The sequence below is a fragment of the Brevundimonas bacteroides DSM 4726 genome (genome assembly GCF_000701445.1).
In the GTDB taxonomy this organism is placed as follows: Bacteria; Pseudomonadota; Alphaproteobacteria; order Caulobacterales; family Caulobacteraceae; genus Brevundimonas; species Brevundimonas bacteroides.
The window spans coordinates 247,432-271,856 of record NZ_KL370782.1 but is presented as its reverse complement, the minus strand read 5'-3'; the positions used below and the strand labels follow the sequence as shown (position 1 = coordinate 271,856).

Sequence of the window (24,425 nt, the reverse complement as noted above, 5' to 3'; positions counted from 1 at the left end):
CGGAGCGCGGACGGAGCAAGGCGAGGCTCAGGTCAGGAGCGTCTTCAGGACCGCGTCCAGCACCGGGCGGCCTTTGGCGGTCGCGGCCAGACGGCCGTCGGCAAGCGTCAGGAAGCCGTCTTCGACCAGGGCGACGACCGGCGGCGCGTCAGGGTCGAGGCCGAGAGTCCGCAACAGTGATACGGGCACGCCCTCGGTCGTTCTCAGACCCAGGAGTAGTCGCTCCTCAGCGGCCTCGCGCGGGTCCAGCGTCTGGCTCTCGCTCCACGGGGATCCGGACGCGACGCCTTTGATGTAGTCGGCGATGCGGCGGTGAGCGACCGTCGCGGTGCGTCCTTCACCTAGGGTCAGGCGGCCATGCGCGCCTGGCCCGACGCCCACGTAGTCTCCACCGCGCCAGACATGCAGATTGTGCGTCGAGCGGGCGGCGACGCCCCTCGCGTGGTTGGAGACCTCATAGGCCGCGAAACCCGCCGCCTCGAGCGTCGTCTGGGTCGCCTCGTAGAGATCGGCGGCCGTGTCCTCGTCCGACGGGGTCAAGGCGCCGCGTGCGAAGGCCCGGCCGAAGGCCGTCGTCGGCTCGATCGTCAACTGGTACGGCGATACGTGCTCGAAGCCGAGCGCCACGGCTTCGTCGAGCGCCGCCCGCCAGCGGTCCACGGTCTGGCCCGGGAGGGCGTAGATCAGGTCGATGGACAGTCGATCGAAGGCGTCGCCCGCCACCGCGATGGCGCGCCGGGCCTCATCAGCCGAGTGGTTGCGCCCGAGGAACGCCAGATCGCGATCTTCCAGCGACTGGACCCCCAGCGACAGACGATTGACGCCGGCCTCCGCCAGGGCGGCGAAATGCGCGGCTTCGGCATCCGTCGGATTGGCCTCCAGCGTGATCTCGACCGGCCTCTCGTACGGAAGCAGTCGCCGCGCGGCCTCGACAATCGCCGCCACGTCGCCGGGCCGCATCAACGACGGCGTGCCGCCGCCGAAGAAGATCGAGGCCAGTGGCCGGGACCCGAGCAGCGCGGCCTGCGCCTCCAGGTCGGTCAGTATGGCCCGGACCAGGACCGCCTGTTCTTCGCGCCAGCCCCGGTCCTTGACCACGTTGAAATCGCAATAGGGGCAGATGCGAGCGCAGTATGGCCAGTGCACATAGATGGCGACGCCGTCCGGCCGGTCATCCGTCAATGAGGGCGGCTTTCAGTTTGCGGAAAGCGACTGCGCGATGACTCAGGCTGTCCTTCAGGGCCGGGTCCATCTCGCCGAAAGTCTGGTCATGGCCGTCCGGGATGAAGACGGGGTCGTAGCCGAAGCCCCGGTCACCGCGCGGCGGAAAGGTCAGCCGGCCGTCGACACGGCCTTCGACGACCACGCAGGGCCCGTCCGGCCAGGCCACGGCCAGGGCCGAGGTGAAGAAGGCCGCTCGATCAGTAGCATCGAGATACTCGAGCCGTTCCTCGATCTTGCGCATGGCCAGGCCGAAGTCTTTCTCAGGCCCGCCCCAGCGCGCCGAAAAGATGCCTGGCGCGCCGTCCAGAGCGGCGACCGACAGGCCGGAATCGTCGGCCAGACAGACCTCACCCGAGCGGTCGGCGGCATGGCGCGCCTTCAGCATGGCGTTGCCGACAAAAGTCGTCTCGGTTTCGGCCGGTTCGGGCAAATTCAGCTCGCCGGCGGTGACCACCTCGTAATGTCCGTCCAGAAGCGCGTGGATTTCGCGGGCCTTTCCGGCGTTGTGGGTCGCCGCCACCAGCCGCATCCCCTTGATAAGCTTCAGATTCACGCGAACTCCCGAGTCAGAAACATTCCATTGCCGAAGTTTAATATCGTTAAACGATATGTAACGTGCAAACCCGCCTTGCACGGCCTATCTATGTTCTCACGAACGGAGGCCACAACGTTCCCCGGTTTGATCGAAACGAGCAAATCGAACCCCTGTGGCGAAGAATGCGGGCAACAAACGACCCGCACTCAGGATCGAAGGATAGACACGATGACCACCCTGAACGCCTCGCTGATGCTCGACAAGGTCGGCAGCCTGCTGGTCCAGGTCGCCATGCTGGCCGCCCTGCCCACCGCCCTGATCGCTACCCTGGTCCAGGCCTTCTAAAGAGGGGTCGCTATCGCTCGCAACGCGGTCGCTTACGGCTTGAGCGACGATTGCACCGAACGACCCATTCTCTTCCGCCGCTCAGGAAGCGAGGCTCCGCGAGCCGAGCGCCAGCGGCACCCAAGAAGGCGCTTTGACCATTGACCAGGAACGCGATCTATAGAGCCGCGTCGGGGTTCGCCGGACCCCGCGCGGCCATCGCGGCCTGACCTTCCGGCGAGAGATCGCCGATGACTGCCGACCGGCCGACGACCGAACGAAAGAGCCCCGCGCGCACGGTGCCGCTGCTTCCGAAAATGCCTCGCATCGGCGTCAAGGCTCCGTTTCGCACCCTGGGGCCCGGTTCTGTCTCCAGCCTGCTGAAGATCGCGCTGGACGTGGCCTATGTGCTGCTGATGATCATCACGGCGGTTCTGCTGCTTCTGCTGCTCACCTCCGTCTTCATTCCGATCGCCAATCTCAACATCACCGTCTCGAACGACGAGGGTGGCCGCCAGCAACCGTTGACGCGGCCCCTGTTGCTGTTCGGAGTGGGCGCCCTGACCGCCTATTTCGGCGGCTTCCTGATGATCCTCAGGAATCTGCGCCTGATCTTTCGTACCCTGACCATTGGTGATCCCTTCCAGCCTGGAAATGTGCGCCGGCTGCGCCAGGTCGGGCTGATTCTCGCCGTCGTCACCGGCGGTGTATGGGTCGCCCAGGGCGTCGTCGCCGCCCGCCTGGCCCCCGGCGTCATGGAACCGCAAGGCTTCGGCGAGCTTCTGACGCCTATCTTCTCGGTTCTGGTCGTCTTCGTTCTGGCAGAGGTCTTCCGCGAGGGCGCACGCCTCCGGCGGGAATCGGAGTTGACGATATGAGCGAAGCTGGCGCGGGGAGGCACCTGTAGATGGCCATCAAGGTGCAACTGGATCGCCTCCTGGTCGAACGGCGCATGTCCCTGACCGAATTGGCCGATCGCGTCGGCGTGACGGTCGCCAATCTATCGATCCTGAAGACCGGCAAGGCGCGGGCGGTGCGATTCACCACTCTGTATGCCCTGTGCCGCGAGCTGGACTGCCAGCCCGGCGACCTGCTGTCCTATGAGCCCGGCCCGCCCGAGCCAGACCTCGACGATGAAGAGGCCTGAGGCGTGGCACGCCGCCCACCGCCTGACCTGAGCGCCGAGGATCGTCGGCTATGGGCGCGCGTGTCCGGCTCGGTCACGCCCGCCCGTGTCCGAAAGGCGTTGCGGATCGCGATGGAGTTGCCGGCGGCAGTGGAGGTGAATCCGTCACAGGCCTTCCTGCCTCGACCCCATCCCGGACCAGCGAAATCCACTCCCGGCCCGATTGCCGCGCCGCGCCCGACCCCTGCGCACGGCGCGCCCGAGGCTCTGGAGCCCCGCCGCCAGCGGCGCCTGTCGCGCGAGCGGGATCCGATCGAGGCCACGATTGACCTCCACGGCTTCGGACGCTTCGAGGCCGAGGACAAATTGCGGGCTTTCCTGCTTTCCGCCCAGGCACGAGGTCTGCGCGCCGTTCTGGTCGTCACCGGCCAGGGGCGGCGCGGCGGCGGGGTGATCCGCGCCTCGATCCAGGAGTGGCTCCAGTCCCACGCCTTGCGCGGCGTGGTGTCCGGCTTTGCCTCGGCCCACCGTCGCCACGGCGGCGACGGGGCATTCTACGTCACCCTCAGGCGGCGTGGAGCCTGAGCCCCTTCTGCTCGGCCAGCTCGTGCAGGGACGTCATGGGGCGCGGACCCCAGTGGCCGATCACCTCCGCCGCCGCCAGAGAGCCAAGCGCGCCGGCGTCCGCCAGCGACAGACCGCGCGCCAGACCGAGCAGGAAGCCCGCCGCATATTGGTCGCCCGCGCCCGTGGTGTCCACGACGCGGTCCACCGAGAAGGCCTGGACCACCGCCCGCTCGGCGCCTCGGATGACCACGGACCCGTGCTCGCCCCGGGTCACGGCCGCGACCTCGACGATCCGCGCCAGCCGCTCGGCCGCCTCGTCGAAATCCTCGGTCTCGAACAGGGCCAGAAGCTCGACCTCGTTGGCCAGGACGATGTCCGCGGAGGCCTCGATGAAGGCCAGCAGCTCCGCCCGCCAGCGACCCACCACGAAGGCGTCCGACAGGGTGATCGCGACCTTGCGGCCTGCGTCATGCGCCGCCTTGGCCGCCGCCTCGAACGCCGCCCGCGCGGGCGCCGGATCGAACAGGTAGCCTTCGAGGTAGACGATGGCGCTGTCGCCAATCAGGGCCTCGTCCACATCCGCGACCGTCAGCTGGTTGGCGGCGCCGAGGAAGGTGCACATGGTTCTCTGTCCGTCGGGCGTGACGTTGATCAGGCAGCGGCCGGTGCCCGCGCCGCCTTCGAGCGCCGGGGTGTCGAAGTGGACGCCCGCCGCCCGGATGTCATGGGCGAAGATCTCACCCAGGGGATCGGCCGCCACCTTGCCGATGTAGGCCGCCCGACCGCCGAACGAACCGACCCCGGCGACCGTGTTGCCGGCCGAGCCGCCGGACGCCTCCACCCCCGCCGCCATGGCGACATAGAGGGCGGCGCTCTGGGCCTCGTCGACCAGCTGCATGGAGCCGGGCGTCAACCCTTGATCGGCCAGAAATTGCGGATTGCAGGGCGCGAGCACGTCGACGATGGCGTTGCCGACGGCGCAGATGTCGTAGGAGGCGGTCTGGGTCATGCGGCGCCCCTTAGCCGCCGCCCGCGCGGCGCGCCAGCCCTGCTTGCCCTCGCCGGACAATCATATAAGGATGTCCTTATATGTTTTTGAGACTGAGATGACAGAGATCGCCGTCCTCACCCCCGCCGCCGACGATGGAACCTATGGCCCGCACTGGCCCGAGGTGATGGAGCGTCTGGCCGCCGCCCTGGCGCTGGCGGACCTGACGGTCCGGCCTCTCGCCTGGCTCGACCATGTCGACGACGCCTCGCTGCTGCTGGACTTCCCGCTGGTCCTGCCGCTGCTGACGTGGGGGTATCACCAGCACCACACCCGCTGGCTCCAGGCGACGCAGACCTGGGCGCAGGCCGGCGTCCGCATCGCCAACCCGGCCTCGGTCCTGGCCTGGAACTCCGACAAGACCTACCTCCGCCGCTTTGAGGCCGAAGGCGTCGCGATCCCTCCGACGGTCTGGACCCAGGGCGTCACCGACGCCGAGATCGCCGCCGCTTTCGACCGGTTCGAGACCGACACCCTGATCCTCAAGCCGACGGTCTCCGGCGGCGCCTGGAAGACGCTGAAGGTCGCGCGCGGCGAGCCCGTCGTCGACGCGCCCGAGGGTTCGGCCATGATCCAGCCTTTCCTGCCCGACCTCGCCAGGGCGGGAGAGCTGTCGCTCCTCTTCTTCGGCGGCCGTCTCAGCCACGCCGTCTTGAAGACCGCTGCGCCGGGCGACTTCCGCATCCAGTCCCAGTTCGGCGGCCGCTACCAGACAGTGGCTGAGCCGCCGGCCGCCGCCCTCGCCTTGGCCCGACAGGTCCTCAGCGTCGTCGAGGAGGACCTCCTCTACGCCCGCATCGACGTGGTCCAGCACGAGGGCCGATGGCTCCTGATGGAGGCCGAACTGATCGAGCCGGACTTCTACCTGTCCGAGGCCCCCGACCGGGGCTGCCTCTTCGCCGAGGGCGCCGCCGCGCTCGTCGAGGATTCAGCGGTCGCCTCTGCCGCGTAGAGGAAGCCCCGCGACGGACACAGGTCCGAGATCACACACCCGGCGCAGTTCGGCTTTCGCGCCGTGCAGGTGTAGCGGCCGTGCAGGATCAGCCAGTGGTGCGCCTTGGCCAAGAACGCCTCGGGCACCACGGCGTGCAGCTGGTCCTCGACCTTGTCAGCGGTCGCGGCGTTCGCCAGCCCCAGCCGGTGGGAGACGCGGAACACATGGGTGTCCACCGCGATGGCCGGTTCGATGCCGAGTTCGTTCAGGACCACGCTCGCGGTCTTGCGCCCCACGCCCGGCAGGGCCTGGAGATCGGCCCGGTTCAGCGGCGTGGTTCCGCCGTGCCGGTCCTGGATGATGCGGCTTAACGCGATGACGTTCTTCGCCTTGTTCCGGTAGAGACCGATCGAGGCGATGTAGGGGACCAGCCCCTCTTCCCCGAGCGCCAGCATGGCCTGGGGCGTCGAGGCGACGGCGAACAGCTTGTCCGTCGCCTTGTTGACCGAGACATCAGTCGCCTGGGCGGACAGGGCGACGGCGACGACCAGGGTGTAAGGGTCCTGGAATCGCAGCTCGGTTTTAGGCTCGGGCATGACGCGGGACAGACGCTCGAAGATCTCCTCCACCCGATCCTCGTCCGGCGGCCAGGCGAAGACGGGCACGGGCGCGCCGGTCATGACGGAGGCGGCCTTGCGGGCGGGCGGCGCGGTCGGTCGCTTGGCGGTGGGCTTGCGGGCCCTGGCCTTGGCCGGCGCTTTGGAAGCGGGGGTCTTCATTCCCCGACCTCGACCGATCGAACCTTGATGCCCAGTTGCGTCAGCGCCTCCACCGCCGCCCGCTCGCCCTCGATCCAGGCTCCGTGCGCCGTGCCGTAGAAGTCGGCCGAGGTCGCCTCGCCCGCGACGAAGATGCGATCCTCCGCCGGTCGACGGAGCCGTGCCCGCGCGCCCGTCGCCGTGTCGCCCTGTCCCGGCAGGACGTGGGAATAGGCCCCGCGCGACCAGGGATCCGCGCCCCACATCGACACGGCGACGGGTTCCAGCCGCTTCCTGAAGCTCGACCCCAGCAGGTCCGACAGCTCGGTCGCCGCGAAGTCGAAGAAGGCCGCCTCGCCCTCCGCTTCCAGCCCCCAGGCCAGGTCTCCGCCGAAATAGCCCTCGATCATCGGCCGTCCGAAGGGGCGCAGGTGATAGCCGCCGGTCGAGGCGGTGTCGGTCCGACCCCACAACTGGCTGTCGGGCGGAAAATCCTCGGCCCCGGCGACCGCCATGTGCAGTTTTGACGCCAGGCCAAGGGGCGCGCCCGCCGCTGCCTCGATCAGGTCCGGCAGAGGCGGGTCGAACCGCACGGCCTCCGCCGCCAGCACCGAGGTCGGCAGGGTCAGGACGCAGGCGCGCGCCTCGACCACGCCTCGCGTTGTCTCGATCTTCAGGGTCGGTCCTCGCCGGTCTAAGCGCTGGACCGCGCAGTCCAGAACGACGGGCAGCCCCTGCCCCAGTCGCTCAATCAGCGCGCCATAGCCCTCGACAACGCGCCAGTTCACGCCTGTGTCGCGGTAGGCGTCGTAATCCAGCGTCGAGACCTCGGCGAACCGGGCTCCGTTCAGGGCCCCGGAGATGGCGTCCATTCGCGCGTTCCAGCGATCGTCGGGTACGAACAGGTCGGCGGCGGGCCGATCCTCGCCCCGCCCGGCGGCCTCGGACACCCGTTCGTCGAAGACGTCGAACGCATCGCGGAAGGCCTGTTGCTCGTCGGGCGTCAGGCCCAGGTTGAAGGCCTGGGTCCGCCAGGGCGGGCGGGTCTTGTCCAGCGTCAGGCCCAGCGGCTCGACCCGCTCCGCCAATGGGTTCTCATCGGCCGAATGAAGCCAGCCGCAGCCCAGATCGAGCCCGTGGCCCTGCCAGCCGACCGTATGCGCCCGCCCACCGACCCGGTCCCGCGCCTCCAGCACGACGACCGTGACGCCTGCGCTCACCAAGGCCCGCGCCGCGGCGATGCCGGCGGCCCCCGCTCCGATCACGGCGACGTCGATGGAGGCGGGAAGGGCGGTCACGCCGAGATAGATGCGGTTTCGCCCGCCAGGCGCAAGTCGGCATCGACGCCGCGGGGCGGACGGGCGTAGGAAGGCGGCCTGTCAACGGCCCCGAGAGTATCCCATGCTGATCGCCTATTCGTCCTGGCCCGAAATCGACGCCCGTCTGAAATCGACGAAGACCGTGGTCGTGCCGATCGGCTCCAACGAGCAGCATGGGCCGACAGGCCTTCTGGGCACCGACTGGATGTGCCCCGAGATCATCGCCCACGCGGCGGAAAAGGCCGACGAGAGCCTGATCGTCGCCCCGACCTTCAACATCGGCATGGCCCAACACCATCTGGCGTTCGCCGGCACCATCAGCCTTCGCCCCTCGACCTTCATGGCCGCGATCACCGACTGGGTCAGCTCGCTCAGCCGCCACGGCTTCGAGCGCATCTATTTCCTGAACGGCCATGGCGGGAACGTCTCGACCATCGAGGCGACCTTCTCGGAGCTCTATGCCGAGTGGTCCTTCGCCGAGGAGCCCTGCCCCTATGTGCTCAAGCTGCGGAACTGGTGGGACCTGCCGGGCGTGAACGGTTTGTGCAATTCCATTTTCCCGGCCGGCCATGGCATGCACGCCACCCCGTCCGAGATCGCAGTGACCCAAGCCGCCTATCCCGACCGCATCAAGACGGCCGACTATTCGCCGAAGATCGCGCCCAGCGGCCCGATCCGGGATGCGCTCGACTACCGCGCCCGCTTCCCCGACGGCCGCATCGGCTCCGACCCAGCTCAGGCCAGCCCGGAAAAAGGCCAGAGGATCATCGACGCGGCGGCAGCCGCCCTGCTCAAGGACGTCGCCGACTTCTCCGCCGAGGTCTTGCCGGGCTGACGAAACGGGCGCAGGGCTGGGGCATGACGAAGACGACGAGAGCGGGCCGTGCGGCTCGCAAGGCGGCCGCCACGGCTCGAGGCGCCGCGACACATGCCGCGAACGGGGCGGAGATGATGCGGGCCGCGTCCGAGGTCATCGCAGCGCGCATGACCATCCTCGCCGACGGCCTGGCCGACCCCATGAAGGCCGACATCCGCGAGATGTCACTCATGGGCACCGAGAAGCTGGAGGCCATGGGGGCGTCCGCCACGGCTCTGGCGGGCGCCATGGGCGACCTGACCGCGCGTGCCTCAGCCTCAGCGATGCAGGAGATGGGTCACGCCGCCCGCGCCGCCTCGGCGATGGCGAGCGCACGGACCCCGCAGGCCGCCCTGTCGGCCCAGATGTCCTGGGCCATGGGCTGGTGGAGCCGCGCTTCGAGCCAGGCGCTCAGCGTCAACGCCGAACTGCTGAAAGCCCAGGCCGAGGCCCTGAAGCCGATCCACGCCGCCGCGACCGCCAACGCCCGGCGGCTGAAGAAATAGCCTAGGCCGTCCGGATCACGCCGCCTTCGACACGGACTGGCCACGGGGTCAGTTTCCCACCCGCGCAGGGGCCGCCGACGCAGGCCCCAGTCAGAGGTTCGAACACCGCCCCGTGCCAGCCGCACAGGATCTGGCTTCCGTCCGGCGTCAGATAGCGATCCAGCTCGACCGCGATGGGAAAACCCGCGTGCGGACAGCGATCGATCCAGCCCGCGACCTCGCCGTCCTTTCGTACCACGAAGCCGTGGAAGAAGGCCTCGCCGATCTGGAGCACGAAGCCGCGAGAGCCCGGCTCGGGGATGTCATCGAGCGGGCACAGCGCGACGCCGGGCGGCGTGGTCCAGACGCGCTTGCGCTCCGTGGGCGGGGCGTCGCTCATCCCTGCTCGGATTTCAGCGGCCGCGACAGAAGGGCGTCGATCAGGCCGTCGACCGTCGTCTCTCCGGCGAGCAGGGCCGCGACGCCCTCGCAGATCGGCATCTCGACTCCGGCTCGCCCCGCCAGTTCGCGGACGGCCGGCGCGCTCTCATAGCCCTCGGCCACCGACCGCTTGCCCGCAAGCGCCTGCTCCACCGTCTGGCCCTGACCAAGCGCGAGACCCAGGCTCATGTTCCTCGACTGAGGGCTGGAGCAGGTCAGCACTAGGTCGCCCAGGCCGCACAGCCCCGCCACCGTCTGCGGCTCGGCGCCCAGCGCCACGCCCAGCCGCGTCATCTCGGCGAAGCCCCGGGTGATCAGGGCCGCATGGGCGCTGCGGCCAAGGCTGCGCCCTTCCGAAAGGCCGCAGGCGATGGCCAGAACGTTCTTGATCGCGCCGCCGACCTCGGCCCCGATCAGGTCGGTCGCCAGATAGGGCCGGAACCCCGGCGCCGACAGGGTCCACATCAGCTCTTCGCCCATCGCGGCGTCCTCGCAGGCCAGGGTCACGGCGGTCGGTAGGCCGCGCGACACATCGGCAGCGAAGCTGGGTCCGGACAGGACGGCGGCTGGGGCGGCGGGAATGGTTTCGGCCAGCACTTGGGTCATCAGCTTCAGCGACCCCCGCTCGATGCCCTTGGAGCACAGCAGGATCGGCGTATCGGCCCGCGCGTGGGGCGCGAAGGCCGCCAGTGTCGAGCGCATGAACTGGGCTGGCGGCACGGCAAGGATCAGGTCGCAATCCGACAGGTCCGCGAACTCCGGCGTCACCGAGATGCCCGGCTCCAGCTCCACGCCCGGCAGGAAGGCCTCGTTGACCCGGCGCGCGCGGATGCTCTCGACGACCTCCGGCTCGCGCGCCTGAAGCACGGTCTCCAGCCCGGCCCGCGCGCAGACCTGGGCCAGGGCTGTGCCCCAGGCGCCCGCGCCGATTACCCCCGCCTTGCGAAATTCCATCGTTGATTCCTGGCTAGCGGGCTCAGGCCTTGGCCCCCTTGCGCCCCGTCCGATGGACAGGGTCGGCGATCGCCCGCGCTTCGTCCAGCGGCCATCGCGGCCGCGCTGGCGCGTCGATGTCGGAGACCAGACCGAGCCGCAACCGCTCGGCTCCGGCAAGCGCGATCATGGCCGCGTTGTCGGTGCAATAGGCCATCGGCGGCGCGATGAAGCCGAACCCGCGCCGCGCCGCCGTCTCCTCCAGCACCCGCCGCACGGACCCGTTGGCCGCGACCCCGCCCGCGACCACGAGGGTCCGCGCCTGATGCCGCTCGGCATAGTCCGCCATCGCCCGATCCGACCGCTCGGACAGCTGGCGCGCGATGGCGGTCTGGACCGCGTCGGCGAGGTCGGCTCGGTCCTGATCGCTCGTCAGGGTCTGGGCGATGCGCGAGGCCGCCGTCTTCAGGCCCGAGAAGGAGAAGTCGCAGTCCTTGCGGCCCAGCAGCGCCCTCGGCAGCTCAAAGCGCGACCCGTCGCAAGCCGCCGCCGCGAGCCGCTCCAGCGCCGGTCCGCCCGGATATCCCAACCCCATGGCCTTGGCGATCTTGTCGAAGGCTTCGCCGGCCGCGTCGTCGATGGTGGTGCCCAGCCGGCTCATGTCGCCGATGCCGCGCACCTCCAGCAGCTGGCAGTGCCCGCCCGAGACCAGCAGCAGCAGGAAGGGATAATCCACCCGCGCGCCCAAACGCGCCGAGACCGCATGGCCCTCCAGATGGTTCACCGCCACGAACGGCAGGCCCCGGGCCAGAGCCACCGCCTTGCCGAAGCCCAGGCCCACCATGACCCCGCCGACCAGCCCCGGCCCGGCCGTCGCGCCGACGCCGTCCAGTTCGCCATAGCCCAGCCCCGCCTCGGTCATGGTGCGGGCGGCGACGCCCTCGATCATCTCGACATGGCTGCGCGCCGCGATCTCGGGCACCACGCCGCCATAGGCCTGATGGTCCTCGATCTGGCTGTGGATGATGGAGGACAGAACCTCGGCCGACCCGTCCGGCGACAGGCGCACGACCGAGGCTGCCGTCTCGTCGCAGCTCGTCTCGATCCCGAGGACGGTCAGAGACTGATCCGAAAACGCCTTCCCGGCGGCGGCTTCGCTGCTAAGGTCGTAAGAGTTCTCCACCGGCGTCAGGTAACGACCCGGTCCCCCTGACGCAACGGACCCGAATGCCCACCATCCGTATCGGCACCCGCCGCTCCGCTCTCGCCCTGGCCCAGTCCGGCATGATGCAGCGGGCCATCGCCGCCGCCATGAGCCTGCCCATCGAGGAGGTGGTGCTGGTCGAGATCGTCACCACCGGCGACCAGATCCAGGACCGGCGCCTGATGGAGGTCGGCGGCAAGGCCCTGTTCACCAAGGAGATCGAGGAAGCCCTTCTCGACGGCCGCGTCGACATCGCGGTGCATTCCATGAAGGACGTCCCGGCCGAACAGCCCCCCGGCCTGACCATCGCCGCCATCCCCGAACGCGAGGATGCGCGGGACGCCTTCATCAGCCGCGACTTCGACACGCTGGAGGCCCTGCCGCACGGCGGTCGGCTCGGCACGGCCTCGCTGCGGCGCCAGGCCCAGGCGCTGACGCTAAGGCCCGACCTTCAGATCGAGATGCTGAGGGGCAACATCGACACCCGCCTGCGCCGCGCGGCCGAGGGCGATTTCGACGCCATCCTGCTGGCGGCGTCCGGCCTGAACCGGCTGGGCCGGGCTGAGTCCGTCCGGGGCTATCTGTCGCTCGACGCCTTCCTCCCCGCGCCGGGCCAGGGCGCGCTCGCCCTGCAGACGCGCGAAGGCGACACCAATCACGACTGGGTCCGGGCGCTCGATGACCGCGACACGCGCCTCGCCGTCGCCGCCGAGCGGGGCGCCATGACGGCACTGGAAGGCTCGTGCCGCACGGCGGTCGGCGCCCACGCCACGGTGGCCGGCAGCACCCTGTCCCTGACCACCGAGATGCTGGCCCCCGACGGCTCGGCCCGCTGGCGCCGCTCGGGCCACATCGATCTGACCGGCCCGGACGCCGAGGACCGCGCCCGGACGCTCGGTCTGGAGCTGGGTGGCCAGGTTCACGCGGCGGCGGGGGACCAGAGGGTCGCCGTTTGATCATCAGGCCATGAAGGTCTGGATCACCCGTGCCCGCCCCGGCGCCGAGGCCACCGCCGCCCGGTTGACCGCACTGGGCTTCACGCCGGTGATCGCGCCTCTGCTGAAGGTGCGGCCCTTGCACGCCGAGATCGACCTGGTCGGTGTCGACGCCCTTGTCTTCACCAGCATCAACGCCGTGGCGGCCTTCACGACCCTGAGCCTCGCGCGCGACCACCGCGTGTTCACCGTCGGCGACGCCACCGCCGGCGCGGCGAGCGAGGCGGGTTTCTCCTCCGTCCGCTCCGCTGATGGCGACCTGACCGCGCTGGCGGCCCTGATCCGCGCCGACGGCCAGGGCCTGACCCTGCTCCACATCGCCGCCGCTCAGCCCGCCGGAGACCTCGCCGCCCTCGTCGGCGACACGGCCCAGGTTCGCACCGTCCGCGTCTATGAAACCGTCGAGACAGACGCTGGTCCGACCGAGCCCTGGGACGCCGTCCTGATCCACAGCCCCCGCGCCGCCCGCGCCCTCGCTTCCGCCGCGCCGGACGTCGCAGATCGCCTCGCCTGCGCCATCTCCGAGGCGGCCGCCGCGCCGCTCGCTCCGCTCGGCTTCGCCGAGGTCCGCATCGCCGCCGCCCCCACTGAGGACACCCTCCTGGCGGCCCTTGGCAAGCCGGGGCCCGCCGTATAAAGAGCCGCTTCCGTCGCCGGGCGCAGTCCGCCCCGCTGGCAGGCCGCTTTAGCTCAGCTGGTAGAGCACCTCATTCGTAATGAGGGGGTCAGGTGTTCGAGTCACCTAAGCGGCACCACCTTTCCAGAGCAGTTCTAGCCTTGGTGTCCGGCAAGGTCAGGTCGGAAATCACTTCCGCTTGGGTGCTGGGTGGGTGCCCAGTGGGACGGCCATCAGACCGCTTCTGGCTCTTTGAAGACGTCGAGAATGTCCGCTTGTCGGAATGTGCGAGGCCGTCGTGGTATCGACGGCTGGTCAGCAAGCTTCCACAATAGCCATTGATTATGCTGGAACCGGATGCCCGGCACCTCACGAAAGGCCTCAATGTTCACGTCCCTTAACCGCATGATCTCGCTAGCGATGATCGCCTGGGCGTTCGCGGCGACATCTCCGGCCGTAGCGCACGCCCGACTGGTGTCGGCGACGCCCGCCAGCGGCGCAACGGTGAGCGCTCCCCGCGGCATCAGCCTGACGTTCAGCGAACGGTTCGCCGCGCCCTTCTCGACCGTGACGGTTGAGGACAGCCGGGGGCGCTCAGTCGACCTGACTAGGACAGTATCCGAAGACGGGCGGACCCTCGGTGGGACCTATACGGCACCTCTGCCCGCCGGGACCTATCGGGTGACCTGGGCGATCGCGGCGGCCGACGGGCACCGCATGACCGGAACCTACAACTTCACCGTCCGCTGAGTTGTCGATCGACCTGACCGTCGTTGGCCTGCGGTGGCTGCAGTTCGCCGCCGCCGTCGTGGCGATGGGGCTGCCACTGTTCAGGATGTATGCGCCGACGGCGTCCGGACATGCCGTTCAGATCCGGACGGCCGTCATCGCCGGACTGTCGCTGGCGCTCGGGGCCATCGGCGGACTGCTGGCCCAGACCGCCATGATGGCGGGGGGCTGGGCGGCGGCGCTGGACGCGAACGCGGTGGGCTATGTCGTGCAGTCCACCAGCCTGGGAATGGCCCATGTCGCTCGCGCCGGACTGGCCGTTGCAGCGGTCTCGCTGCTGCTGGCGGCGAGCCGGCGCAAGACGCTTACGGTGGTGGCCGTCGTCGCCTTTGCCGGGGCCGCCGCCAGCTTCGCCTGGAGCGGACACGGGGCCTCCAGCGAGGGCCCGGCCGGGGTGATCCACCTGGTGGCCGACATCGTCCATGTCTTGGCGGCTGCCGTCTGGGTCGGAGCCTTGGCAGGCTTTTGCCTCATGTTCGGGCGCCGCGATGAGCAGGATGTCGAGGGCGCGGCAAGGTCGCTGGCAGGCTTCGGGACCGTGGGGACCGTGGCGGTCCTGACGCTGGCACTGAGCGGGATGGTTAACACCGCATTTCTGGTGGGCGTCGAAGGGTCCGCCAGCCTCGCCGCCTCTGTGTGGGGCCAGTTGCTGTTGGCCAAGATCGGATTTTTCGTGCTGATGATCTGGCTGGCGTCGCACAATCGCTACACCCTGACGCCGGCGCTGGAGCGCGCCGTCCGGGACGGGGGCGATCCTGCGGACCCCTTGCGGAGTTTGCGTGTCAGCATCGGCCTCGAGCTGGCGGCTGGGATCGCCCTGCTCGGGGTTGTCGCGGCCATGGGCGTGCAGATGCCGCCCGCCTCAATGTGAGGATCAGCGCGCGTTCCGCGACGACCAGTGGATGTGGCGGATGCGCCAGCCGTCGGCCGAGCGATGCAGGATCATGGTCTCGGCGTTCACGCTGTTGACCGGCCGCTCGTTGAAGGTGCCCGTTGTTCGGCCTTCGGTCAGCACCCAGGCCACGTCGCCTTCGATCCAGGCCGCGCGGCGCGTGACTTCGTCGGTCGTGGCGGCGGCGAAGGCCATGTCGGCGGGCAGGTGATGACCAGCATACTCCTCGCGCGAGCGTTCCGCGCCGCCGGTTTCCAGGACCACGACGTCCTCTGCCAGCAGCGCCAGGACGGCGTCGGCGTCGCCCGCGCCGAGCGCGGCGTGGAAGGCCTCGACCACGGCGATGGCAGGGGCTGTGGCGGCGTCGGCCGCCTGGGCGATCGCCGGGGCGACCGGACGGTCATGCGCCGAGGCCGGCACGGCGACGAGGCCCAGAAGGGCGGCGAGGATCAGGCGGGTCATCATCGGCTCCGAACGGTAGTAGGGGTGAGGAGACAGTCGGTCGCAGGTCGCATCGTTGACTCTGTACCAATGTACGCAGTGCAAGTCTGCGCCTATGGAATCGAGACCTCGCTTCATGATCGATCGAAATCGCCGCGGACTTCTGAAGGGATTGGGCGGCGCAGCGACAGCCTGGGCGGTGCAGGGCCTGCTGCCCGTCTGGGCGCAGAGCGGATCACCGGGCCTGCGCGCCGATCTGCCGACGTTGGACGGGCCGGACGTGCGGCTGAGCGTCGGCCATTCGCTGTTCACGGTCGGCGGGCGGACCGGTCATGCGATCACCGTCAACGGGACCCTGCCTGCGCCGCTGATCCGACTGCGCGAAGGCCAGACGGCGCGCCTGTCGGTGACCAACACCCTGGATGAAGACACCTCGATCCACTGGCACGGCGTGCTGTTGCCCTTCCACATGGACGGCGTGCCGGGCGTCAGCTTCCCCGGGATCCGGCCGGGCGAGACGTTCGAGTACGAGTTCCCGATCATCCAGTCGGGCACCTTCTGGTACCACAGCCACTCCAACCTGCAGGAGGCGATGGGCCACTACGGGCCGCTGATCATCGACCCGGCAGGGGCCGATCCGGTGGCCTACGACCGCGAGCACGTGATCGTCCTGTCGGACTGGAGCCTCCTGCATCCGCACGAAATCCTGGACCGGCTGAAGAAGAGCCCCGGCTATTTCAATCAGTCGCGCACCACACTGTCGGGCCTGCTCTCCGGCGAGGACGGCATGTCGCTGGCCGACCGCCGGATGTGGGGTCAGATGCGGATGGACCCGCGCGACATCGCCGACGTCAACGGCACGACCTACACCTATCTGGTCAATGGTCATGGCCCGGCCGAGAACTGGACCGGCCTGTTCCGGCCGGGAGAGCGGGTGCGGCTGAGGGTGATCAACGCCTCGGCCATGTCGATCTTCAATGTGCGCATTCCGGGTCTGGCGATGACGGTCGTCAACGCCGACGGAGAGAACGTGCGCCCGGTCGAGACCGACGAGTTCCAGATTTCGGTCGCCGAGACCTATGACGTCGTCGTCCGACCGGCCGAGGACCGCGCCTATACCCTCGTCGCCGAGTCCGTGGATCGCTCCGGCATGGCGCGGGCGACGCTGGCGCCCCGTCTGGGCATGACCGCCGAGGTTCCGCCGCTGCGTCAGGTGCCGACCCTGACCATGCGCGACATGGGCATGGGGGGCATGGCCGGGATGGACCATTCGGCCATGGGTCACGGAATGGATCATTCCGCCATGGGTCACGGAGAGCCTGCCGACGCGCCGGTCGACCACGCCGCCATGGGTCACGAGGGCATGGCCCACGACATGCGCAACCCGGACAACGCCCCCGCCGGCATGGCGGTCGGCGTCGGGGTGGACATGATCTCGTCGGACCCGGCCAACCGACTGGGCGAGCAGCCCATGGGGCTGGAAGACATGCCGCACCGGGTGCTGGTCTACACTGATCTGGTGTCGCTTGCCCCCAACAAGGACCAGAGGCCGCCGTCCCGCGCGCTGGAAATCCACCTGACCGGAAACATGGAACGGTTCATGTGGGGCTTCGACGGTCGCAAATTCTCCGAGATCGTCGAGCCGATCCGCTTCGAGCGGAACGAACGGGTGCGCGTGACCCTGGTCAACGACACCATGATGGCCCACCCGATCCACCTACACGGCCACTTCTTCGAGCTGGTGACGGGCGGCCCGCCGGGGCATCAGCCGCTGAAGCACACGGTCAATGTCGCGCCGGGGTCCAAGGTGACCTTCGACCTGACGGCGGACGCGCCGGGCGACTGGGCTTTCCACTGCCACATGCTGATGCACATGCACGCGGGCATGTTCAACGTCGTCACCGTCCGCCCGCTGGATGGAGACGCGGCATGATCCGCTTGATGACCGCGCTCGCCCCCCTGCTGCTGGTCGCCGGAGCGGCGGCCGCCCAGGACCACAGCCATCATGCGACGCCCGCCCGGCCGACGCAGGCTCCGGCGGCTGATCCGCATGCGGGACACGCCATGCCCGCGCCGGCTCAGGCCGCCGATCCGCATGCCGGCCACGACATGAGCGCGCCGGCGCCGACCGCTTACCCTCACGCCGCTCATGCGATGCCGGCTCAGAGCGACCCCCACGCGGGCCACGACATGGGCGGCCAATCCGTCGGAGGTCCGCCCGACGTGCCGACCAGCGCGGATGACGAGGGCCGTCCGAGGCAACCGCCCCTGCCGCCCGCCGCCCTGTCCGGCCCGGCCCATGCCGCCGACGCCATCTGGGGCGCGGACCAGATGGCCGGCGCCCGCGACATCCTGAGGCGCGAGAACGGCGACGTGCGCGCCACCGCCGTCATCGTGGACCGGCTCGAGGTCGGCTTCGACGACGGCGAGGAGGGCTGGACCTGGGACGTGGCGGGCTGGACCGGCGGCGACATCAACCGCTTCTGGTGGAAGTCCGAGGGCGAAGGCGACTTCGACGGCGAGGCCGAGGGCGAGGTCCAGGCGCTCTACAGCCGCGCCATCTCGCCCTTCTGGGACGTGCAGGGCGGCGTGCGCCAGGACTTCCGCGACGACGGCGAGGACCCGACCCATCTGGTGCTCGGGCTTCAGGGCCTGGCCCCCTACTGGTGGGAGGTCGACGCCGCCGCCTTCCTGTCGACCGAGGGCGACCTGACCGCGCGGGTCGAGGCCGAATACGACCAACGCATCACTCAGCGGCTGATCCTGCAGCCGCGCGTCGAGGTCGAGGCCTCAGCGGCGGACGTGCGGGAGCTCGGTCTGGGTTCGGGGTTCACCCATGTCGAGGCCGGCGTGCGACTGCGCTATGAAATCGCCAAGGAGTTCGCGCCTTATGTCGGCGTGGAATGGAGCCGGGAGCTCGGAGACACAGCAGACTTCACCCGGGTGGCGGGCGGAGAGCCCGAGCACACCCGGTTCGTCATCGGCCTGAAGGCCTGGTTCTGAGGAGTATCGATATGCGCGCGCTTCTTCCCCTCGTCGTCGCCGGCCTGTTCGTCGCCGCGCCCGCTCCCGCACAGGACGCCCACGCCGGCCATGGGGCGCATGCGGGCCAGGGCCAGTCCGCATCCGGCGACCACGCCGCCCACGGCGTCGTCACCAGCCCGGCCGACGGTGCCATGACCGACGGCCCGCCCGACTGGTTCACCGCGACCTTCCCGCACCCGATGACCTTGAAGACCGTCTCGGTGCAGGCCGAGGGCGGCGAGGCCGTGTCGGTCCCGGTCGCGGCCGCCGCTGCGACCACGCGAGTGTCGGCCGAGCTGCCGACGCTCCGGCCCGGCAACTACGTTCTGAACTGGACCGCCGAAGGCGGGGACGGCCACGCCATGACCGGCGCCGTCCGCTTCATGGTGCACTGATGATCGGAACCCAGACCCGACGCGCCCTGCTGGCGGGGGTGGTTGCCGCGACCGCTGCGAGGCCGGTCCTCGCCCAGGATCGGCGGATGACCACCTACAAGACGCCGTGGTGCGGATGCTGCGACGGCTGGGTGGCGCACATGCGCACGGCCGGCTGGACAGTGGAGGTGATCGAGCGCGAGGACCTCGCCCCGATCCGCGCGCGATATGGCGTGCCGGATCGCTATGCCGGCTGCCACACCGCCCTGGTCGGTGCATATGCGATCGAGGGCCATGTGCCCGCCGCCGACGTTGAACGCCTGCTGCGCGAGCGGCCGACGGCGGTAGCGCTCGCCGCGCCCGGCATGCCCGCCGGATCCCCCGGCATGGAGGCCGCAGGCCGCCAGCCCTATGTCACCCTGCTGATCAACTACGCCGGCGAGGCGACGATCTTCGGCCGCCACAACGGGGCCTGAGCCTCAGGCGGCCTCGCCCTGGAAGGCCGCGATGATCGGGCAGGGCCCGGCCGCCTTCGACGCGCAGGCACCGGCCAGCCGGCGCAGACCCGCCCGCGCCTGCTCCAGATCGGCGATGGTCCGATCGAGCGCCTCCAGCCGTTCGGCCGCTAGGGCACGGGCGCGCTCGCGATCTTCGCCGGCGTCCAGCGAGAGCAGCTCCCGGATCTGCTCCAGAGTGAAACCCGCCGTCTGGGCCGAACGGATGAACTTCAACCGCCGCACATCCTCATCGCCATACCGGCGAATACCTTCGCCCACGCCGCTTGAGGACCACCGCTCGGGCTTCGGCATCAGGCCGCGCCGCTGGTAGAAGCGGATCGTCTCCACGCCCACGCCGCCCTCGCGCGCCAGGCCCGCGATCGTTCGAACCTTCATGATTGACTCCGTACTCTGGTACGGAACCTAGGGTCGCCGCTCTGGATTGCCAAGCCAAGGAGCGCTCTATGTCCAACCCGTCCCGAATCGCCGTCCTCTATCGGATGGTCATGCCCGGCCACACCTGTCCCTGGGGTCTCAAGGCGCGTCATCTGCTGAAAAGCCGGGGCTACCCCGTCGATGACCGCTGGCTGACCACCCGCGAGGCGGTGGACGCCTTCAAGGCCGAGCACGGCGTGACCACGACACCCCAGGTCTTCATCGACGGCCAGCGCATCGGCGGCCACGACGACCTGCGCCGGTTCCTCGGCCTGAAGGTCCGCGACCCCAAGGCCCTGACTTACACCCCCGTGCTGGTGGTGTTCCTCACCACCGCCGTGATGGCCGCAATGCTGAGCCTGACGGTCCACGGCACGCCCCTGACGGTTCAGGCCGGCGAGTGGTTCATCGCCCTGTCGATGATGGCGCTGGCCATGCTCAAGCTGCAGAACATCGAGAGCTTCTCGACCATGTTCCTGAACTACGACCTCTTGGCGAAGCGGTGGGTCCCCTACGGCAAGATCTACCCCTTCGCAGAGTTTGGGGCGGGCGCCCTGATGCTGGCGGGCGTGCTGACCTGGCTGTCGGTTCCGATCGCCCTGTTCATCGGCGGCATCGGCGCGGCCTCGGTGTTCAAGGCCGTCTATATCGACAAGCGCCAGCTGAAGTGCGCCTGCGTCGGCGGCGACAGCAATGTGCCACTGGGCTTCCTGTCGCTGACGGAGAACCTGATGATGATCGCCATGGCGGTATGGATGGTGGCGATGGAGGTTGGTCAAGGCGGTAGGGCGATGGTGATGTGACCATGCGGAGGTCTCCGTTAGGAGAGCTCCGCAGGTCCGTAGTTGAGGCGTTGCGGACCGGCGGAAGGCTTCGCCTTCGATTCTCCTTTCCGCCCAGCGCAGCCGCTGGCTCGGTCCGCCGTAAAGGCGACTAGTGCTTCGCCGAAGCAGTGTCTGCTGACGCCCGCTACAACCTTCTTGCAGGTATGGCGCAGGTCGAAGTCCGAGGCCCGCCCAGCTGGAGGCCGTTAGATTGGGAGGCGCCAAAAAACTGCCCGTCCGGCCGGTCTGGGAAGGGGCTGGGGGCGATGAGCTCACGATCGATGTTGCCTCTCAACCCCTTGCGGGGCATGGGCCGGATCTGACTTGTAAGCTGATTTCGTAATGAGGGGGTCAGGTGTTCGAGTCACCTAAGCGGCACCACTGTCCCAGAGCAGTTCTAGCTTTGTTGTCTGGTCGGGTCCGACGGGAAGGTACTTCCCCTTGGGTGCTGGGTCGGTGCCCAGTGGGATGGTCAATGAGCCGCTTCAGGCCCTAGGCGGACATTAAAGTGTCCGCTTGATGGGCTGTAGCTCGCGAGCTGCTGGATGCAAAGTGGGAGAACGTCGATCTGGAGCGGCGGTCCTGGCTCATTCCGACGTCCAAGACGGCCAAGCCTTGCTACGTGCCTCTCTCGTCGGCTGCGGTGGCCATCATCGAGCAGCTTCCCCGCTTCAAGGGCTGCCCTTACCTCCTTCCGAACCCCGACACCAAGAAGCCGTTCAACTCGATCAAGAACGGCTGGCAGAAGGCGATCCGGGACGCCAAGCTGCCGGGGCTGCGCCTGCACGACCTCAGGCACTTTGCGGCCTCGTTCATGGTCAACTCGGGCGTGGATCTGTTCGCTGTCGGTAAGGTCCTGGGCCACGCCAGCTACCAGTCGACCCAGCGCTACGCCCGCCTCGCCAACGACACCCTGCTGAGGGCCGTCGAGGCCGGGGCAGCCAAACAGAACCCGTGACTCTACCCCGCCCCGCGCGCTGGCTTCGGCTGGTTCGCGGGGCGGGGGCTTTATTTTTTTCGCAGCGCGCTTAACCCGGCCGGCTCGGTTCCTTGGTCTCAGGCGACTGCCAGGTGCCCTTGGTCGCTGTCCTGGGACAGACGATCGTTTAGGAAGGCAGACAGGTCTGCGAATGCCAAGGGTTTCGACAGCCAGTAGCCCTGGATCGTGTCGCACCCGAGGAGCGAGAGACAGGCTGCGGTCGCGTCATCCTCCACGCCTTCAACCACAACGGCCATTCCGAGGCTGTGGGCTAGGTCGATGGTCGACTTCATGATCAACCGATCGCGTTGGCTTTGGGTCAGATCGACCACCAAGGATCTGTCGATCTTGAGCTCGTCAGCGTTGAGCATCTTCAGATAGGCAAGGGACGACAGACCGGAGCCGTAATCATCGATCGAAATCTTCAGGCCTGACTCACGGAAGGCCACGATGGCTTCTTTCGCTTTCTGCGGATTGTCGATCACCGCGGTCTCGGTGATCTCCAGGCACAGATTGCTGTCCACTGACGAAGCGAACTGCAGGACCTTTTCGCGAAAGCCCTCGTCCGCAAGCAGGCGGCCGGAAATGTTGATGGCGATGGCGACGTCGAGACCCTGCATTCGCAGCCGCGCCTGATCCTGTATCGCGCGAACGATCGACCACTCCGTCAAGGCGCGGATCTGCCCAGTCTCTTCGGCGATCGGAATAAAAGTGTCCGGCGGCACGAACCGACCGTCTGGTCTACGCCAGCGACACAGGGCCTCGACAGAAGCCACCCGACCGTCGGCAAGCGTCAGCTTAGGTTGATAGTGGAGGCTGATCTCGCCTTGGCCCAGGGCAGCCGTCATTTCAGTCATGAGGGCAAGATTGGTCTCGGCCGATCCGAAGGCCACGGGATCGTAAAGGCAGACGCGATCATTGGACGATCGGGCGCGATCCAGCGCGAGCGTCGCTCGTTCGACCAAATCCGCGGAAGCGGTGGCCTCATCGTCATCCATGGCGACGCCAAAGCGGAGGAAAAGGTCCATGGCGTGGCCATCGACTTCGAAGTGGGTTTCCATGCGAAGGAGGCGGTTCAGCAAGGCCTCACGCTCATCTTCGGACAGACCCGCCTGATACAAAGCGAGGACGGACGAAGTGACGTGGGCGACAAGAGGCGAGCCGCTGAAAGCGGTCAGTCTGTAGGCTAGCTCCTTGATCACCAGATTCGTCACATTGTACCCGATGACGCCCCGCATCTCGGCATGGCGGTCGATTCCGACCGTCACCACCACGGTCCCCCCATAGGATCGTTCGCTGTTCTCCAGCTGCGCGATCAGGGAGCGCCGGTTAGGCAGCTCGGTTTCGGCATGGTGAAGCGCCATGTGACGCAGGCCCGCCTCGCGGGTCTCGATGATCGCGCGTCCGCGACGGGCGAGCTCCGAGCGGGTGGCCCAGACCCCAAACAGCATCTGGGTGCAGAACAGGGCAGCGACATTGATGCTGACGGGTGTGACCGCCTGGATCATCACAGGCAAGACCGCAATCGAGATCGCCGTGATGGCGTGCCGGATGAGCAGGCCCTGAAGGCTGCGACCATCTCGCTGCGGCAGCAGTGAGAGCCCAAGGACGAGACACAGCAACAGCTGGATTCCGAGCGGGAGGGTGTGGAGCGCGCGGCCGCCGACGATGCTTTCATAGGCGAGTCCGTGGATCACGACGCCCGGCAGAAGTCCGATCGGGGTGGCGAACTCATCCCCGAGTTCCAGGGCCGTTGCGCCGATCAGGACCACGCGGCCTTCGACCAGGGCCGGATCGAATTGTCCTTTCAGGACGTCGTCGAAGCTGAGATGGGGGATCGTGGCGCGATCCACGCCGAAGTCGACGGCAAAATTGCCCTGACGCGCCACGCCGGCCAGATTGGCTGCCAGAGACGCTCGCTCGCCTGTCGGCGAGGCATAGCTGTAGCGGCGAACTTCCCCATCGCTGTCGACGGGCACATTGACCGACGCGATCAGCGCATCCTGTCGGAACATGGGAAGCGGCAGATTCTGGACCACGCGCGGGTCGCGGGCGCCTTGGCTGCTGAGTTGTCGGAAGGCACCCAAGGTCACTTGGCCGGGGTGACGAGAGATCGCCGCGGCCATGGCGGCGTCGGATTCAGTGTCCGAGGCCGCGCTGAAGTCGACGTCGAAGGCAACGAGGCTGGCCCCGGACTGTGTCAGGCGGTCGATCGCCTGCGCGTAACGCTCCCGTTCCCATGGCCAGACACCCGCCTGTTCCAGGCTGTGCGAATCGATCTCGACGATCACCAGACCTTCGCTTGCCGGCCGTTCGACCAGTTGAAACCGAAGGCCATTGAAGACGTCATCAATCGGTCGCAGCAGTCCTAACCAAGAGGCTAGAGCAATGCTGACGAGGATGAGCGCGGAGCCAATCAGGTTCCGCGCCCAGACCTTTTTCCAGAGATTCAGTGCGCTGGCGATCAAGGCCTATCCTCCACTGTCCCTAGTTGGGACCGCCGCCGGGGTTTCCGCCGCCACCGCCAGGATTGCCCCCACCGCCGCCCGGGTTGCCGCCACCATTACCGGGATTACCGCCGGTACCCGCGTTGCCACCGCCGTTGCCCGGGTTGCCACCGGTGCCGGGGTCGCCCCCACTGTTGCCGGGATTGCCGCCGGTGCCGGGGTCGCCCCCACCGTTGCCGGGATTGCCGCCGGTGCCGGGGTCGCCCCCACCGTTGCCGGGATTGCCGCCGGTGCCGGGCTCTCCCCCACCGTTGCCGGGGTTGCTGCCGGTTCCAGGGTTACCACCACCGTTGCCGGG

At 68.6% G+C, this 24,425-nt stretch carries 28 protein-coding genes and 1 tRNA gene; 17 read left to right on the top strand and 12 right to left on the bottom strand.

From position 1 onward, the window contains the following. Positions 1–27: 27 nt before the first annotated feature. Both hemW and rdgB read right to left on the bottom strand, forming a co-directional pair. The gene (gene hemW, locus Q333_RS0116190; RefSeq protein ID WP_029418293.1) at positions 28–1,182 is read right to left on the bottom strand and encodes a radical SAM family heme chaperone HemW; all 1,155 of its coding nucleotides are present in this window, start codon (positions 1,180–1,182) and stop codon (positions 28–30) included. Continuing rightward, positions 1,172–1,777 (bottom strand): RdgB/HAM1 family non-canonical purine NTP pyrophosphatase, encoded by a 606-nt coding sequence (rdgB, locus tag Q333_RS0116185; protein WP_029418292.1) that lies wholly within the window; start codon positions 1,775–1,777, stop codon positions 1,172–1,174. Before rdgB ends, hemW begins: the two co-directional genes overlap by 11 nt. A gap of 623 nt (positions 1,778–2,400) precedes the next feature. Here rdgB and Q333_RS0116175 point away from each other — a divergent pair. From Q333_RS0116175 to Q333_RS0116165, 3 genes are read left to right on the top strand one after another with little or no spacing between them, the layout of a single operon-like run. Next, entirely contained in the window at positions 2,401–2,961 is a 561-nt protein-coding gene (locus Q333_RS0116175) for a DUF2975 domain-containing protein (protein ID WP_029418291.1), read from the top strand. Between the two features lie 29 nt (positions 2,962–2,990). Further along, the gene (locus Q333_RS0116170) at positions 2,991–3,230 is read left to right on the top strand and encodes a helix-turn-helix domain-containing protein (RefSeq protein WP_029418290.1); all 240 of its coding nucleotides are present in this window, start codon (positions 2,991–2,993) and stop codon (positions 3,228–3,230) included. A gap of 3 nt (positions 3,231–3,233) precedes the next feature. After that, positions 3,234–3,794 carry a Smr/MutS family protein gene (locus Q333_RS0116165; RefSeq protein ID WP_029418289.1) on the top strand — a complete coding sequence of 187 codons (561 nt, stop codon included), beginning with the start codon at positions 3,234–3,236 and terminating at the stop codon, positions 3,792–3,794. On the opposite strand, the gene Q333_RS0116160 is transcribed toward Q333_RS0116165, so the two are convergent. Continuing rightward, a complete protein-coding gene (locus Q333_RS0116160) occupies positions 3,775–4,785 on the bottom strand; it encodes an adenosine kinase (protein ID WP_029418288.1) in 1,011 nt (336 codons plus the stop codon). The two genes, Q333_RS0116165 and Q333_RS0116160, sit on opposite strands and share 20 nt — an antisense overlap. A 97-nt stretch (positions 4,786–4,882) precedes the next feature. On the opposite strand from Q333_RS0116160, the gene Q333_RS0116155 reads away from it, so the two are divergent. Next, positions 4,883–5,776 carry an ATP-grasp domain-containing protein gene (locus Q333_RS0116155; RefSeq protein WP_029418287.1) on the top strand — a complete coding sequence of 298 codons (894 nt, stop codon included), beginning with the start codon at positions 4,883–4,885 and terminating at the stop codon, positions 5,774–5,776. On the opposite strand, the gene nth is transcribed toward Q333_RS0116155, so the two are convergent. Together nth and Q333_RS0116145 are read right to left on the bottom strand one after the other, a co-directional pair. Beyond that, a complete protein-coding gene (nth, locus tag Q333_RS0116150; protein WP_084176219.1) occupies positions 5,686–6,537 on the bottom strand; it encodes an endonuclease III in 852 nt (283 codons plus the stop codon). The two genes, Q333_RS0116155 and nth, sit on opposite strands and share 91 nt — an antisense overlap. Then, positions 6,534–7,814: a flavin monoamine oxidase family protein gene (locus Q333_RS0116145; RefSeq protein ID WP_029418285.1), complete on the bottom strand. Its 1,281-nt coding sequence runs from the start codon at positions 7,812–7,814 to the stop codon at positions 6,534–6,536. The genes nth and Q333_RS0116145 overlap by 4 nt, the downstream gene beginning before the upstream one ends. 103 nt (positions 7,815–7,917) lie before the next feature. Between Q333_RS0116145 and Q333_RS0116140 the strand changes: the two genes are divergently transcribed. Both Q333_RS0116140 and Q333_RS0116135 read left to right on the top strand, forming a co-directional pair. Further along, entirely contained in the window at positions 7,918–8,670 is a 753-nt protein-coding gene (locus Q333_RS0116140; protein WP_029418284.1) for a creatininase family protein, read from the top strand. 23 nt (positions 8,671–8,693) lie between these two features. After that, entirely contained in the window at positions 8,694–9,197 is a 504-nt protein-coding gene (locus Q333_RS0116135) for a phasin family protein (protein WP_084176217.1), read from the top strand. Position 9,198: 1 nt separating this feature from the next. Here Q333_RS0116135 and Q333_RS0116130 read toward each other — a convergent pair whose 3' ends face one another. From Q333_RS0116130 to tsaD, 3 genes are read right to left on the bottom strand one after another with little or no spacing between them, the layout of a single operon-like run. Continuing rightward, entirely contained in the window at positions 9,199–9,576 is a 378-nt protein-coding gene (locus Q333_RS0116130) for a Rieske (2Fe-2S) protein (RefSeq protein WP_029418282.1), read from the bottom strand. Then, positions 9,573–10,571, bottom strand: coding sequence for an NAD(P)H-dependent glycerol-3-phosphate dehydrogenase (locus tag Q333_RS0116125; protein WP_029418281.1), 999 nt, complete (start codon positions 10,569–10,571; stop codon positions 9,573–9,575). The genes Q333_RS0116130 and Q333_RS0116125 overlap by 4 nt, the downstream gene beginning before the upstream one ends. 22 nt (positions 10,572–10,593) lie before the next feature. Then, positions 10,594–11,670, bottom strand: a complete 1,077-nt coding sequence (gene tsaD, locus Q333_RS0116120) for a tRNA (adenosine(37)-N6)-threonylcarbamoyltransferase complex transferase subunit TsaD (RefSeq protein ID WP_035294648.1) — start codon at positions 11,668–11,670, stop codon at positions 10,594–10,596. 107 nt (positions 11,671–11,777) lie between these two features. Between tsaD and hemC the strand changes: the two genes are divergently transcribed. From hemC to copD, 5 genes are all read left to right on the top strand, one after another. Next, positions 11,778–12,710, top strand: coding sequence for a hydroxymethylbilane synthase (gene hemC, locus Q333_RS0116115; RefSeq protein WP_029418279.1), 933 nt, complete (start codon positions 11,778–11,780; stop codon positions 12,708–12,710). Positions 12,711–12,720: 10 nt separating this feature from the next. Further along, positions 12,721–13,386: a uroporphyrinogen-III synthase gene (locus Q333_RS0116110; protein WP_029418278.1), complete on the top strand. Its 666-nt coding sequence runs from the start codon at positions 12,721–12,723 to the stop codon at positions 13,384–13,386. A 42-nt stretch (positions 13,387–13,428) separates the two neighbouring features. Then, a tRNA-Thr gene (locus Q333_RS0116105) sits at positions 13,429–13,504 on the top strand. Between the two features lie 245 nt (positions 13,505–13,749). After that, positions 13,750–14,115 (top strand): copper homeostasis periplasmic binding protein CopC, encoded by a 366-nt coding sequence (copC, locus tag Q333_RS0116100; protein ID WP_029418277.1) that lies wholly within the window; start codon positions 13,750–13,752, stop codon positions 14,113–14,115. A gap of 1 nt (position 14,116) precedes the next feature. Then, positions 14,117–15,025 carry a copper homeostasis membrane protein CopD gene (copD, locus tag Q333_RS0116095; RefSeq protein ID WP_051651388.1) on the top strand — a complete coding sequence of 303 codons (909 nt, stop codon included), beginning with the start codon at positions 14,117–14,119 and terminating at the stop codon, positions 15,023–15,025. A gap of 3 nt (positions 15,026–15,028) precedes the next feature. On the opposite strand, the gene Q333_RS0116090 is transcribed toward copD, so the two are convergent. Then, positions 15,029–15,508 (bottom strand): DUF4440 domain-containing protein, encoded by a 480-nt coding sequence (locus Q333_RS0116090; protein ID WP_029418275.1) that lies wholly within the window; start codon positions 15,506–15,508, stop codon positions 15,029–15,031. Positions 15,509–15,623: 115 nt separating this feature from the next. Here Q333_RS0116090 and Q333_RS0116085 point away from each other — a divergent pair, with 115 nt between their 5' ends. The 4 genes from Q333_RS0116085 to Q333_RS0116070 are packed head-to-tail and all read left to right on the top strand — an operon-like array spanning position 15,624 to position 19,361. Next, positions 15,624–17,420, top strand: coding sequence for a copper resistance system multicopper oxidase (locus tag Q333_RS0116085; RefSeq protein WP_029418274.1), 1,797 nt, complete (start codon positions 15,624–15,626; stop codon positions 17,418–17,420). Continuing rightward, positions 17,417–18,490 (top strand): copper resistance protein B, encoded by a 1,074-nt coding sequence (locus Q333_RS0116080; RefSeq protein ID WP_029418273.1) that lies wholly within the window; start codon positions 17,417–17,419, stop codon positions 18,488–18,490. The genes Q333_RS0116085 and Q333_RS0116080 overlap by 4 nt, the downstream gene beginning before the upstream one ends. A gap of 11 nt (positions 18,491–18,501) precedes the next feature. Beyond that, positions 18,502–18,906, top strand: coding sequence for a copper resistance protein CopC (locus tag Q333_RS0116075; protein WP_029418272.1), 405 nt, complete (start codon positions 18,502–18,504; stop codon positions 18,904–18,906). Next, entirely contained in the window at positions 18,906–19,361 is a 456-nt protein-coding gene (locus Q333_RS0116070) for a DUF411 domain-containing protein (RefSeq protein WP_029418271.1), read from the top strand. Before Q333_RS0116075 ends, Q333_RS0116070 begins: the two co-directional genes overlap by 1 nt. Positions 19,362–19,364: 3 nt before the next feature. On the opposite strand, the gene Q333_RS0116065 is transcribed toward Q333_RS0116070, so the two are convergent. Next, complete coding sequence (locus Q333_RS0116065) at positions 19,365–19,778, bottom strand: MerR family transcriptional regulator (protein WP_029418270.1); 414 nt, start codon at positions 19,776–19,778, stop codon at positions 19,365–19,367. Between the two features lie 68 nt (positions 19,779–19,846). Between Q333_RS0116065 and Q333_RS18005 the strand changes: the two genes are divergently transcribed. Together Q333_RS18005 and Q333_RS0116055 are read left to right on the top strand one after the other, a co-directional pair. After that, a complete protein-coding gene (locus Q333_RS18005; protein ID WP_029418269.1) occupies positions 19,847–20,620 on the top strand; it encodes a glutaredoxin family protein in 774 nt (257 codons plus the stop codon). Between the two features lie 559 nt (positions 20,621–21,179). Then, positions 21,180–21,599, top strand: coding sequence for a tyrosine-type recombinase/integrase (locus Q333_RS0116055; protein ID WP_084176212.1), 420 nt, complete (start codon positions 21,180–21,182; stop codon positions 21,597–21,599). A 98-nt stretch (positions 21,600–21,697) separates the two neighbouring features. On the opposite strand, the gene Q333_RS17170 is transcribed toward Q333_RS0116055, so the two are convergent. After that, complete coding sequence (locus tag Q333_RS17170) at positions 21,698–24,088, bottom strand: putative bifunctional diguanylate cyclase/phosphodiesterase (RefSeq protein ID WP_084176210.1); 2,391 nt, start codon at positions 24,086–24,088, stop codon at positions 21,698–21,700. 19 nt (positions 24,089–24,107) lie between these two features. Next, a partial coding sequence (locus tag Q333_RS17860) for a hypothetical protein (RefSeq protein WP_211249722.1) occupies positions 24,108–24,425 on the bottom strand: 318 nt, incomplete at its 5' end.